Origin of the sequence: Dyadobacter bucti, assembly GCF_005869225.1 — a bacterium.
GTDB lineage: Bacteria > Bacteroidota > Bacteroidia > Cytophagales > Spirosomataceae > Dyadobacter > Dyadobacter bucti.
Genome location: NZ_SWFP01000001.1, coordinates 420968 through 434411, shown reverse-complemented (window position 1 = coordinate 434411; position 13444 = coordinate 420968). Strand labels below are relative to the sequence as shown.

The window sequence follows — 13444 nt, the reverse complement described above, 5'->3', positions numbered from 1 at the left end:
TTACGACAGGAGCTTTTCACCGGTGCGGTATGCCTCGGTGAAGGCATCCAGTCCGTGACTGCCACCATTGACAAGCCTTCGCGCACGCCGGAGGTCATTTTCCAGAAGTGCTTCTTTTATTTTTATTTCCTTGCGTTTCAAGAACAAAGCGAGTACCTCGGCGGCAATATTGGGTTTGTTGGCCATTGCCGGATCTCCGATCAGGTCCACGCCCAGTTCCTTGCCGATGGTCTGGTAGTTACTGCGGCCGGTAAGTTGTATAAAACCCCGCCCTTTGAACGAATTACCATCCGGAGGCCCCTGGTTACCGAGGTCGCGGCGGTTATCGTAAAGGTCAAAAGGCTTGCCGCCGGGCGAGGTGTTGAATCTTGATTTTCCTTCATCTATCGGTTGAAAACCAGCTGTTTCTGCACGAATCGTGGCCAGGGCCATCAATACCATATGCTTGTCGGTGAGGCCGAATTTCTGTAAAGCGGCAAGTACCGCCGGCAGGTATTTTTTGATGTTGTCAAGAGGGGTAAGCGGGAACATGCGGGAAACAACACCTACAGTGACCTGGGATATGACGGAGCTGGCTGCGATCAGTTCCGGCTCCGGTTCAAGGCCAAGCGCTTTGAGCGTTTTCAGGCCTGCGATACCATCTGCCAATAGCCCCTCGCTCCGCTGGAATGCAATAACGGCTGCCTGAGTGCCAGGCCCGAAATCGCCATCGATACTACCGGGATTAAACCCCAGGGATTTCAGTTTTTCCTGTAAACGGACCACGTCGGCCCCGGATGAATTGAGTTGGAGAATTTGCATAAAGGAAAAAGTTAGAATGTAGAAAATGTAACTGGCTACTGCGTATCAATCCACCATTGGTTCACCTGAACGGCATTATAAATAGCATATCCGCGCCCGTCGGGATCTTCGGGTATGTTCAGAAAAGTCTTGTAAAAATTGATAACCCTGGTGAAATCGGTTCCAAATACGGAAGCATTTCTGGGGATTACCATGACAGGATGCGGGGCGGGATGGCCGGGGTAGCTCCTTTCGTAGTCTGAATACGTACCCAGGTAGCCCGCCACGCAGGTAATGCCTGTGTCGGACACAAACCGGCCCGGGTAGGAGCGCCGTATGCCGCGTTTTAAATATTGTTTCAGATCGAGAAGCGAACGGGTAAATGTCTTTGTATTATCGTCGGTCGGGAAAAACTGCCGGTCCACATTATAATAATCGTTGACAAAAGTGCTGTTGACGGTAATGGTGAAAGAATCGGAATCCGTGAGGCTGGCCATGGGCTTGGCTTTGAACTCAGGGGTTTGCATGAATTTGTACAAAGTATCGTAGTAGGCCCTTGGAAACAGGCAACCCCAGATCCAGGCGTAGCCGTCTGACGCGAAGGCATTTTTGAAATTTTCCCAATCGGCATCGCTCATATTCTGATTGAAAAAGTCTTTCGTCCGGCCGTCTTTGTCCCAGGGATCCCGGAGGGCCGCGTTGTCACCGGAAGCGGTGTACTCGTCGCGTTGGAAAGAATTGAGCAAGATCGGCCCACCGAACCAGCCATGTCCTATGATGCTGAATTCCAACAAAGTACCGGGCTCCGTAGCGCCTATGTTTATAGCATACCGGTACACATCCGTGATCGACATGAGCCTGTTGTCCGAAGGCAGCAGATGGCCTTCACGGTAATGCACCCGCCTGTTCACAGCTTCAAAATTCACGGGTTCCGGCGTCCAGGTCCCGGCGCCCGCAGCGGAAGTATTGCGATCTATCTTTCCTGATTTCGGATCAAATCTTACAAAGATCACCTCGGGATCGTTCCGCCACTCGGGGTGCTTCCCAAGCAAAAACTGTCTTCTCTGGTCGGCGAGCCCAACGAAGGTCCCGCCGTTCTGGTATTCATATCCGGCTGTCAGAAGAATATACTTTTTCATGCCTTTAATTTTATAATGGTCTGATCGTCTCCCAGTGGTTTGAACTCATCTTTTTCCCTGCTGCCGTCCTGAAACCGCTTCAAAATCCTCCATTCTATTTTTTCATTCAGGTCGAACTGCTTGCGGACCGGGGCCGGGACAATATCCCCGCTGAAAACAACCGTCTCCTGGCTGCTCTGTCCGTTCAGGCTTTTCTTTAATTCCAGGGTCAGGTTTTTCAATCCCCTGGCCTCGGGCGTCGGGCCTTCCCATTCCAGTATGATCTCCCGCATAGTCGTCCTTTTCAGGTCGATCACCAGGGCATTGGTGGGCACAGGGCCGTTGCTGATATCGATGATTTTCCCCTCGTTCGTGATCGCCTTTGCGGTATAGGAAATCTTGTCCTTATCAGAGTGCAGCTTGATATCAATTTCCTGGGCGTCGAAAGCGGGCCCCTTGATCCTGTAAAGTTCTTTTAACGGATCGTCCAGCTCGGGGGAAGTAATGATAATTTCCAGCAGGATCTCTACAACAGATTCATTTTTGCCGGCTACCACCGGAATGAGCTTGAAGCTCGACCGGAGGAACGGTTTATTGATGATAATCTCGTCGTCGATCAGGAAAAGCGGTGCTGTTTTGATTGACGGCCGCTCGTCGCTGTAAAAGAAGTCTTTGGTCGCTTCCGGCATGAGCGCGTTTTTATCCTTGCCCCGTACCGTCCATATTGCGCTTTTGTTCTCTTCATTGACCGTAATGACTTCCGTGCCGAGGATATTGCCCGTGTCATCTTTGAGTTTCAGCGAGACATCCACGCTTTTGAACTCCTGAAAAGATATGTTGCCCTGCCGTATCTCGATGCGACGGTGGAAAATATACGTATCGGGGAAAATGTTGAGATCTTCGTTGCTGCTGAATTCGGGTGGAGTGATGATCTCTGCCGGACTGGTCACATTGGGCTTGTTGGTTTCATACAGGAACCTGATCTGGTAATAATATCCGATCGGTTCATCCTTTTCGCAATTCCAGGCGATCGTTGTTTTTTCATTACTGTCTTTGTTAAAGCTCAGGTTTTTAAGAGGCGTGGCAAGATCGGGGATCGCAAACCGTCCTTCTTTCACATTTTCCTTCACACCGTCCGCCGCCCGCCAGACGATCAGTTCGGCATTCAGAAGGTCGCTTTCGGGTGCTTCGAAATCGTATACCATTTTGATGGTGAGCGATTGTTCCCGCCATATATCACTGAAAACTATTTTCTGGACGTATTTGCTTCTGTTCTGGGCAATCTGCTTGCCAAGCACCCACAGGTGCGACTGGGGATTGTGGGTCCTCACTATCGCGGAGCGTTCCCGGTAATCCACTTCGATCACCTTGTCATGGGAGATTTTCTCCTTTTTGAATTTATACGCTACGCCCACAACCGGTACCATACTTTCAGCGGCCGCACCCGGAATGTTGACCGTCTGCGGATTGACATAAGGCCGGAACATTTCCTGCAAAATGCTGTTCTTGAAATCCTTCACCATTTCATCGATCATCCTTTTGGTTTCGGGATCTTCGGCCTGGCTGAGTACTTCTATTTTCAGATCCCCGTCTTCTTCGAGTTTTTTTGTAACCCATTCAAAATCTGCACCTAATGAGAATTTTACACCATAATAAAATTCTGCCTTAACCCCAAGCTGGTGAGAAACACTATCGTAACATCTGCCGAGGTTTGCCCATATCCGCAGGTCCAGGGCCGGACGGATCGCGGTATATTTGAGGTCATAAAGTACACCGGCCACATTGCCTGCCTCACCTTCCAGGGCAGCCAGTGTGAGTGCGGTACCCCGGCGGTCAAGCCGTACATTGAAGATACTTTTCAGGTCTGACGACATCAGCGACGGCTTGTTGGCGCCGATAATGCTTTTCACAAACGAATCGTTGGACATGGTTTCTTCCTTGCTGGTGATCGCATCCAGCACCATCAGGTTTACGGTGCCGTCTTTCCAGGGAGGCACTGTCGCATTCATGTTTTCGGGAAAACCCGGATGCGCAGCTTTGAGCAGCTGCATCGCTTTTTCCAGCCTCGGCGGCGATACGGTACATTGTATGCCCAGAGAAAGGATCGACCCGGCTGTTTTTCGCAGCTCTTCCAGGTCGCCTTCAATGGTTCCGCCTTCGTTGAAAATCTGGAAAAACAATTCATATACCTTCTCGGATCCGCCGCTGCTGCTGATCTGGGGCGCAAGGCTTACTTCATCGGGAAAGTAATATACCAGGGAATCGGTTTCATGGTCACCGTAGAAGACAACGCCTTCATGTATGCCAAGAGGTTTTGATAGGTCAAGCATAGTCTGTTTATTTACCAGATATTTTCCGGGATGACAATGTCTATTTTTTCCTTTTTCTCGGTAACCCATTCAGCCTTATAGGTTTCTCCGCTTCTGCTTTTTGCCCTCACCCTGTATTTAAATTCTTTTTGGGTAAAATCGGGCATCGGGTGCCTGAACTCGACAACGTCCCCTTTTTTCTTGAAAACCAGTTTTTCGCTGACTTCGCTGATCTGGTTTTTGCTGTCTTCATAAGTAAATTCAACGGTCACCTGCTGGATATCCTTTTGGGTGAAGTCCGGCGCAGAGGCAAGGGTAGCGCGGATGATCCTTTCCGGCTTGATCTGATCGGTGATCACGAGGATACTGTCCTCATTTTGCATCCAGGGGCCGTGAATAATGGTCGCGTCGGTCGTGAGGCAGGTGACTTTGTATTCAAAAGCCTGGCTCGCGGTGTCGAGACTGGTGGCCGCTACCAGTTTTGTCTCAGTGAGGTCTTTGTTGAAATCAAATTTCATCTGGATCGGATCGAGCCGTTCAGCATCGAGTATCCTTGTTTCCAGGATCACTTTACTCGTTTTCTCCCAGTCGGCATGGCAGATCAGGTCTACGGACCATTTGTTTTCAAAAGGATTGGGTATAAAAAGAACTTCCGAAGTAATATCCCTAAGAACGGTTTTATGGTCTTTGGAAGCTGAAATAAAGTAGATCAGTTCCAGGTCAAACTGGATCGGTATGGCCTTGTTGACGATCACAGAAAGCGACTTTTGCTCATTGTCTGTTTTCCGGAAAAAATAAGTCTGGTTGAGGACAGGTGTTTGGTCTGTCCTGTTGAGCACCTTAAGATCCGCCTGTACGACCGTAGCATGTTCAAAGATGTCGGTATCGTCCAGACTGATGTTTAGTTTTTTCGTTTCAAAATATTCAGCTGCATTAAAATAAATGTACGGTGAATCCAGCGGGGCCCATTCAATTTCCAAAGTTGTAGGCAAATTGGATGCCGCTACATTAATGAAGAGGGTGGTACGGTAGTCGTAGCGGTATTTTTTATCTTTCTCCCTGATAAAACTGATATGGTTCGCCAGCACATCATCGGAGTCAAAAACGACCGTTTCCTGCACTTTGATCTTTTCCCCGTCGGTATCCACCACCCGGCATTCGATGATAACCGATGTGATATTGGAGGTTTTGAAAGTATCCGCAGCCAGCCTTACCTCCACTTTTTGCTCAATAAACGGCAGTTCATCCAGTTTGATCCACTTGATCTTATCCTTAATACCGCCGGCCGCCTTGATCATGGACGGTACCAATGCCTGCGGGTTTAGGGGGTAGGTTTTGACGTTTTTCTGGCTGAGCTCCACAATGGTTGTGCTCAGGTGGGTTTCGTCGATGTTCCGCCTGATGTGGTGCGAGCCAATCGCCAGCGAAGCCACAACCCTGCTCACTCCGGCAGCGATCCTGTCCTCCACCTTCCCGGAGGCGCTCAGAGGTGAAGAAGCAGGCTGGAACAGCTTCTTGATCACTTCGGCTTTCAGCTCATTCATAAGGCTCTTCATAGCCTCGCTCTTGATGAACGGGTCGAGTTCTTCAATTACCACTTCGATAGCGCTTGTTTCGGTGAGCTTATCGATGGTTTCTGTGATTTCGTCCGTGTAGAATATCAGGTTGAGCTTATCGAATTTCTCAAAATGATGGTACACAGAAGACCAGTTCACTTTCATGTGGGCCTTGAAAACCGGCGCAATGCCCAGCATATCCAGCTCGTAGTACACAGCTGCCGCAACGGTATCGGAGTTCAGGGCGGCGATGAGCAGCTTGGCGTCGTTTCCGGTAGCCCGTACCACCAGCGAAGCGATATTATCCCCGAAAATCGAGGGTTTTACTTCGGAAGTGATAAACCATTTTTTGGGATCGGGCTCTTCACCTGCGGCGGCAATGATCAGGTATACTTTGCCTCCGTAAATGGGCGCCGGTACGATGGCCTTAGGCTCTTTTCCATATTGTTTTTTGATGGCTTTGGTTACCATTTCCATTTGTTCGGTCGTCACGCTCAGTGCAACGTCCATCATCAGGCTGGCTTCCAGGATACTATCCGTATTGCCGCCCACGCCCGACTCCGGCAGGATTGCATATGCATCCAGCCTCGGCTGATTATCAGGGCCGGTCATGATCACCGGCTGGTTGCAGGCGTAATAGAATGTTTCCGGGTCCATGTCGTCGGCAAAAATGGTCAGGCCGTCCACCAGGAGAAAGGGGCTTTTGTAAAGCAGCATGTCAGCAGGTTTAATGGTGGATCAAGGGGCTTTCAGAGTTAACATGCTTCCCTGGTTGGTACCGGAAGTTTCAACCGAAGTGCCGTCATCTTTCACCAATGTTAAATTGTAGCTGTACGACGTGGCATTCATATTGGTACGGGGTATAAACCAGCTGAGCGGTTTCGCGCCCGATTCTGCATCCAGGAAACATTCTTTGTTGTTGATAATACCGCCGTCGTCATGCTGAAGCGTGAGAAATGCGTTTGCAAAGTTTGTCCCGATTTTGAGCAGCGATGGGTTGATCGTCACTTTGTACAATGGCAGGATCAGCGTTTCTTCTGATTCTTCACCCTGTATCCAGCCGCTTCTTGCAATGTTGTCCTCCGACACGATCCGGTACCTGTATTGGTAATTGCGTTGCGTTTTGTCCAGCAGTACCAGTTTGATGGACGCTGTTTCCCATTCTTCTTCGGCTGAAAGGTCTACCTTGTCGATGCTCGAAAAGTTGTTGACCTTGTCTTCATATTTGAATTCCACCAGAATTTTCTTGACAGACGCATCAGGGGTCGCGGCAAGCTCCACATTCAATGAAAGTGAATCCTGGTAGGGTGTTGGCACCTCGATCTTTTCCTGGTTGTTTTCGGTCAGGTAAGATTTTTTTTGCGGGATCTGAAGGGAGCTTCCGTCTTTGGAAAAGTAGGTGGCCGTCCATACCAGAGGCGCATCTACGGCTTTTCCGATGATCCTTGTGAGTTTTTTCCCTTCGAGTTCCTCTACTTTCAGTACCAGTGAGTCTGTAAAATGGTCGGGGTCCCCTTCTTCTTTGTAGGATACATCCACCTGAATAGCCGTTACGGCATTGTTGCCGGTCAGGGAAGCCAGTATCGGATGGGGCGTAAACGTCACGTCAATCAACCCGATTTTACCCACGTTGACATTGATCGTATCGGAGTTGGACGTTTTTTCCTTTATGATCGCAGGTTCCGAAATACCTTTGAAGTAGACTTCTGTGGTATATTTTGCCTCTCCATTGTCTTTTTTCGGTCTTCTGAAGTGCCAGGTATTTTTCGGATCTCCTTTTTTGAACAGTACCGAATGTTTTTCATTGGCCGAAGGATATTCAAGGATAACTTTCACTGCATTCACAAACGGTGGCTCGTCCCAGGGAGCTTCCGCGGAAGTCTCGATCGAGATGGTTTCGACCTCATGTTCGCTCAGGTCCACTACTTTGGTGATCTGTTGCTTTTTGCTGTCGGGTATGCCTTCGAGGAAATTCATGATCGTTCCCTGGGGCGATATCTTCCATTCCACTACATCTTCCTGCGTAAAGCGAAGTTCCACAAACGAACGTACTTCTTCCGACATCAGCTGGATCATCGAGCTGGATCTTTCCTGTGGTGTCATACCGTGGATCCTGCTTTTGATGATCTCCTGAACTTTATCTTCGATGAGTTTCATCGCCATGTTGCGAAGCTGGCTTACATGTTCGTCGGAAATTTCGGAAGAGCCTTTTTTGATCTCAATGTTCATGAGACCTTCCTCTACGAGCTTTTCGGTCACCTCTTTTACATCAATGCGTTCCACATCGGCATCGGAGCAGCCCTGGTCGGTATTTCTCCAGACGCGGTCCACTTTCCTGTTGACCTCGCTTTCCTGCGTGGATCCGGCCCAGGCCCTGATCTCCAGACTGGGCAGCCGGAGCTGGAATTTGAGGTCAAAACGGATGCTGATAGCTTTTACGCCTGCCTGCAGGGATTTCAGCCAGATGGCCGCACCTTTCGGGTTGAGCCTGAGCGCGAAGGCAGCGTTGTTGTCGCCGATAAGACTTGCGGGCCCGCCTGCCGATGACCATCCCACGAGCTCGCCCGCCTGTTCTTCCAACAGGGTCACGGTACCTTCGGTAAAGTTCAGGGCGCCAAAACGGATATCCTGGATGGGCGGTATGTCGGGATCGGGAATGGTCGATTCGCCCCGGGCTTTTGCGATGAGGCCCAGCCTTTCCTTTTCTTTTTTTATCAATACCTTTCTGCGATTTTCCTGCACCCGGCCGGATTTTAGCTTGTCTGAAATTTCTTTCAAAACCTGCTCGCTTACACCCAGATGTGCATCGAAATTGATCCATGCACCATTGATACCGGCGGTATTGCCGGCCGCCCCATCGGCCTGGTCGGTCCAGAACAGTCCGCTGAACACCGGCTCACCAGTTGGGGCAAGCCTTATCTCAGGACTCGTTTTGATGGCATAAAACATATTGCAATCCTCGTCGTCGGGGTATACGGCCACGTTTTTGTGGTTAAGGACACTGGGTATCGTTATCATGTTGTTGTATTTTAAAGCTGATTAAACAAGTTTTTGAGGCCTCACGCTGAGGAAGTTTCCGGCTGTTGTTTCGGGGGTCAGCCACTCCGTCCATTTGCTGTCGTCGAGGATATAGTGCGTACCAATCCGATACTTGTAGGTGCGTTCTGTGAGCTGCTGCGATTTCAGGATCTGCGAAATAGACCTCGCCATTTTTACCGAGCCGGTATGGTTTGTCTTGGTAAGATTGACAGTGAATGTGTTGCTGGCTCCATTTTGTACTTCGACCTCTACCCGGCTGATCTGCTGGTAAGGCTTCAGCGTTTCCGCATCCAGATCGGTCCACCTCTCAAAAAGCGGGCAGCTGATCTGCAGTTCCCATACTTCCGGATCACCGGTTGCGTAGTCTATCACCCGGGACAGTATGACGTCGGGATCTTCCGTCAGGGAAATGCTCAGGGGCTCGGCTACTAGTCTTGTCCAGAAACTTCCTTCACCGAGCTCGGCGATATCCCCTGTTTTGAGTGTGACCTGTTCAGTCTGGTTTGGGGCAAATTCTTCCACCCAAGGTGACTGGATACCGATTTCATAGTCGGCATCATAGATCGTCCCCTTGATTTCGGATAGCAGCGTCACTTCCACACCGCCTACTTTGATCTTGAATTTGTTCGGGTTGGTCAGGGCAAAACCCTTGATTTCCGATTCCGTCTCGGTTACCGCAATATCGACAGGGATACCCGCCAGTTTTCTGATGTCAAGATAAACCGGCACTGACTGGATCAGTGTTTTTGGTCCCTGCGCATCTTCATAGGGTAGTTCAAATTCAATATCGCCGATAGAAAATCCGCTGGTGATCTCTTTTTTGAAAAAATCAAAGGATTCCAGAGAGCAATCCACCGTCAGCGTAAATCCTGAAACCGGATCTATCTTATCGATCTTATCCGGTACCTTACCCCGGAACACAGCATTGTCGCCGGCATACGCATCCCTGAGCACAAACTTGGCGGCACTGTACCCGCCCATTCTCAGGTCACAATATTTGATCACACCTTTGGATTCTTTGTCCAATGTAGTGAAAAGGTCTTTTTTTGCTTTTGGGTTAAAATAGGGGACAAGCTGGATGCTGTTCTTGATCCGGTAGGTAGCGGGCTGGCCGGCGCCTTCCACGGATGGTACCATAGCTATCGAAATCCGGGGTTCACCGGAGTATTCATTGACATTGATCCTGAATTCCTGCGGCAGGAAATAAAATACGTCCGGGCTGGAAGTCGGGCGGTAGTTTATCGTATAGTTCCCGGTGTTTTTTGCGAGAGACTGGTTTTTCCAGGTCAGCTCCTTTACTTCAAACTGATCTGAAAACACACCGAACACAGAGGTGTTTTCTTTGGTATACTGTTTGATGTCTGTGTATTTCAAAGCAATTTTTCCGGACATGGGCTGATTTGCCAATGCCGCCGCCGCAAGAAGATCCGTTCGGACTGTGGTCATCCGGAGGTCACCAATAGGCATGGCCGCAGTCCTCAGCATAGCTGTCCGGGCCAGAAACGGGTTGCTTCTGATAACCCCGCCTCCGGTCCGGTGGTCCCGGATGATAACAGGCGGCCTGGTTTGCGGCTGAGGGGTAGCGGGAGTATCCGTCTTGATCCGTTCCCACGACAGTTCCGAATCGATACTGATGGTAAACATGGCCGGGGTATCCTGTGTCAGGCCTACGATCAGGTCCTTTATCTCATCCCATTCCACCGCTGTCTCCACATGCAGATCCTGCAGGATATTAACCGCATTGATCATGGGCGACTGCGTGATCGTCAAGGGTTTGACGACCTGCTTTCCGCCTGACTGAAATGTGAGTGAAATGGCGGTGTTGGTAGGCGAGAGCGGATGTACGTCAGCTTCGGGCCTGTATATTTCTATGATCGCATTGAGCTTGATCTTGCCATCCTTTTCATCTTTGGTAAACCAGAATGCATCCGAGTCGGGAGTGATCCCGCCACCGCTTCTGGTTTTGATCCTGAATTTCGGCTGTCCGTACTTGGCGCCGTTTACCACATAGGCACGGTCAGGGTCCGAAGGTTCGTCGTAAAGCCGGTTCGGGTTTAAAAACACCATGTTCATGAACTTCACGCTGCTCGCAAGCATGAACTGCTGAGGCTTGATTATAAATTTATCTGTAGTTGCCATAAAGCGATTTTGTTAAAACAATAAGGGAGATCAGGCCTGAGGGGCTTTCAGCAGCAGATATCCGGATGTGATATCCTTTTCTTCGACCAAAACAGAATCCGATCCCTCCGCTGCTTTTTCAAACTGCAAGGCGTATTTGAACGGGAGACCGGCTGCCGTAAATGCCAGTGCATTGAAATCATATTTCTTCTGCTCCGAATCGATCTTGACTGTCTCGCTGATAAAATAATCTTTCTCAGGCTCGCTGTATGTGATCGTCACCAGGACCGCCGCCCATTGCGTCCAGTTCAATGACGAACCGTCAATGGTGAGTTTCTTTTTATGACGTCTCAGGTTGATAGGATTGATGTCTTCGTCAGAATTGGCCTCTGTCCAGGGTGACGTATACAGCAGGCCGTCGATGTATTCGACAAAGTACCGGTACTTGAATTTCTCGGACGCTCCTTCCGTCAGCCGTATCACCCATTCCCAGGTTTCAGTATCTTTGAACCAGTGCGCATGTTCTTCTTTGATATGGAATGCCGGATCTTCATACAATACTTCCACTTTGGCTGCTTTTACCGTATCAGTATTGAGGATCACGTCGAAGGATGCTTTCACACGTCCGGTCAGGAGATCGTCCACCATCAGCGTGTCGCGGCTGTCTGTTTTTTCCGGGCCCTGGGTTTCTGAACCGTCTATGTGGTTGTACCGGACGCTATACTTGTAAGTTTTGTTCGAATTCCCGTACATGTAGCAGCGCCAGTTGCCTGTCGGGGCTTGCTGGGTAAGCCTGATGTCTTTTTTAGTATCGGGTTTCCCTGGAACGTGCGGATATTCAAGACTCACTACCGCTTCCCTGATCACCGTCCAGTCGATATCATTGGCGATGCAGTTCACGGTGACGAAGCCAAGTTTGTCGTACGATATAACAAGGGACCTGTCGCTGATCTTGTCAAGTTTTATCTCCGGAGGAGAATCCGCAGTTCCGATGTAAGAGATCTTTGCAACCACATTGTAAAAATCGATGAGTTCACCCTTTTCATTTCTGGCCATGGTTACCCGGAAAGTATTGATCTCTTCGCCGGTTTTGTACATAAATGACTTGGTGCTTTCCCTCACAACGCCGCTTTTGAAATCCCGCTGGCTGTACGAGATGTTCACGATGATGCTATGGATATTATCAGTTTTGAAATCGGCGTTCACGCCGATCTGGACAGTCAGTATCTGTACTTCAGGGCTGCTTACATCAATGTGCTTGATCAGTTTTTCACGCTGCTCTTTTGTGAGCTGCGTGCTCAGTGTGGCATTCGGAAACCTGCGGAATTCAACGGTACCGTTCTTTTTGAAGCTGAAATTGAGTTCGTTGACCTGCTTCTTGTCGACATTGTTTTTAAAGGAATAATAGGTGTCCACGGTAGGTTTGGTCCTTTCCGCGTCTGTTACGCCCATTTCCGGATTGGGTTTCAGCGGGGTTCCATCGGCTGCCGTCCCTTCTTCTTTTCCGATAAAAGCCGATTCGAAGAAATTAGGGATGATCGTACTCATGATGGTATCCATCAGTGAAGACCGCAGGCTGCTTTCCAGTTCTTTGATGTCGGCGCTGTTGGCGGCTACATCGCCAAAATCCGTGATCTCGATGTTGATCACCTTTTTGTCGATCATTTCCTCAATCAGCGAAGCAATGTCATATTTGCTGGCGGTAACACTTCTCGCATCAATGCGGACCGTTTTTCCTGGGCTGTGGGTGGTTTTTGTATAGCCTCTGTTTTCTTTCCGGTAATCTTCCGAAAATGTTTCCATGTAACTGTACATCTGGGTGGAATTTGCCCAGACCTTTGCCTCGATGTTCGGGACGAAAGCGAAACCAGAAAGGTCGTACCGCACAATAGCCTGCAGAGGGGTCAGTTCTTCGCCGTCGCCTGAGTAACCCTGCGTCAGCGCATCATAATAAATCTGGGAGCCTTCGATGCCCAAAGTTGCATAAAATGAAGCCGAATTTGAACCGATCAGCGAAGGTTTTACTTCCGCGCTCGACGATTTTTTAAATGTATCACCCAGACCCTCCAGTATTTCCAGCTTGGCGGTGCCTTCTTTCCAGGTATTGGGTGTGCCCAGCTTGATCACTGGTTTGTTTGATCCCGGCGTCAGCATTACGCCCGGTCTTTTAGCCAGGAGCCCGTACAAGCGAACGAAGCGGGAAGCAGGCTTAGCGAGCAGGGAGCTGAGGTATTCGGTAATTTTGTTGTGTTCTTCCTCTGTTACGGACAAGTCCACTGTTAAGAGGAGTTGGCCGAGCTGTGTTTCCACCAGTTCCTTGTTGGCACTGCTGGCGTAGGCAATATCAGCATTTCTGGAAAAAAAGTTGAATGACATCTGGGGGTTACCGTCCGTATCGATGGCGATTTTCGGACGTCCTCTCAGTGCGTAAAATGTATCGCTTTTCTCGTGATCTCTGAAAATTTCAATATCGTCTAAACCAGGGACTTTAACGGTGGGGAATAGCATTAACATAATAAAAAAA

At 49.5% G+C, this 13444-nt stretch carries 7 protein-coding genes; all 7 read right to left on the bottom strand.

Features of this window, described 5'->3' with window-relative positions; translation table 11 throughout:
- The 7 genes from FBF61_RS01680 to FBF61_RS01650 are packed head-to-tail and all read right to left on the bottom strand — an operon-like array spanning nucleotide 1 to nucleotide 13434.
- Nucleotides 1–801, bottom strand: coding sequence for a peptidoglycan-binding protein (locus FBF61_RS01680; protein ID WP_138475431.1), 801 nt, complete (start codon nucleotides 799–801; stop codon nucleotides 1–3).
- 35 nt (nucleotides 802–836) lie between these two features.
- On the bottom strand, nucleotides 837–1919 hold the full coding sequence (locus tag FBF61_RS01675; RefSeq protein ID WP_138475430.1) for a hypothetical protein: 1083 nt from the start codon (nucleotides 1917–1919) through the stop codon (nucleotides 837–839).
- Entirely contained in the window at nucleotides 1916–4228 is a 2313-nt protein-coding gene (locus FBF61_RS01670) for a hypothetical protein (protein WP_138475429.1), read from the bottom strand. The genes FBF61_RS01675 and FBF61_RS01670 overlap by 4 nt, the downstream gene beginning before the upstream one ends.
- A gap of 11 nt (nucleotides 4229–4239) precedes the next feature.
- Nucleotides 4240–6480 carry a hypothetical protein gene (locus FBF61_RS01665; RefSeq protein ID WP_138475428.1) on the bottom strand — a complete coding sequence of 747 codons (2241 nt, stop codon included), beginning with the start codon at nucleotides 6478–6480 and terminating at the stop codon, nucleotides 4240–4242.
- Between the two features lie 21 nt (nucleotides 6481–6501).
- Nucleotides 6502–8781 carry a hypothetical protein gene (locus FBF61_RS01660; RefSeq protein WP_138475427.1) on the bottom strand — a complete coding sequence of 760 codons (2280 nt, stop codon included), beginning with the start codon at nucleotides 8779–8781 and terminating at the stop codon, nucleotides 6502–6504.
- Between the two features lie 21 nt (nucleotides 8782–8802).
- Nucleotides 8803–10941 (bottom strand): hypothetical protein, encoded by a 2139-nt coding sequence (locus tag FBF61_RS01655; protein WP_138475426.1) that lies wholly within the window; start codon nucleotides 10939–10941, stop codon nucleotides 8803–8805.
- A 30-nt stretch (nucleotides 10942–10971) separates the two neighbouring features.
- Nucleotides 10972–13434, bottom strand: coding sequence for a hypothetical protein (locus FBF61_RS01650; protein WP_138475425.1), 2463 nt, complete (start codon nucleotides 13432–13434; stop codon nucleotides 10972–10974).
- Between the last annotated feature and the right edge of the window lie 10 nt (nucleotides 13435–13444).

Excerpts from the sequence above, each read along its gene's own strand:
- FBF61_RS01675 (WP_138475430.1), bottom strand. The coding sequence starts at position 1,919 with ATGAAAAAGTATATTCTTCTGACAGCCGGATATGAATACCAGAACGGC.
- FBF61_RS01665 (WP_138475428.1), bottom strand. The coding sequence starts at position 6,480 with ATGCTGCTTTACAAAAGCCCCTTTCTCCTGGTGGACGGCCTGACCATT.
- FBF61_RS01680 (WP_138475431.1), bottom strand. The coding sequence starts at position 801 with ATGCAAATTCTCCAACTCAATTCATCCGGGGCCGACGTGGTCCGTTTA.
- FBF61_RS01650 (WP_138475425.1), bottom strand. The coding sequence starts at position 13,434 with ATGTTAATGCTATTCCCCACCGTTAAAGTCCCTGGTTTAGACGATATT.
- FBF61_RS01655 (WP_138475426.1), bottom strand. The coding sequence starts at position 10,941 with ATGGCAACTACAGATAAATTTATAATCAAGCCTCAGCAGTTCATGCTT.
- FBF61_RS01670 (WP_138475429.1), bottom strand. The coding sequence starts at position 4,228 with ATGCTTGACCTATCAAAACCTCTTGGCATACATGAAGGCGTTGTCTTC.
- FBF61_RS01660 (WP_138475427.1), bottom strand. The coding sequence starts at position 8,781 with ATGATAACGATACCCAGTGTCCTTAACCACAAAAACGTGGCCGTATAC.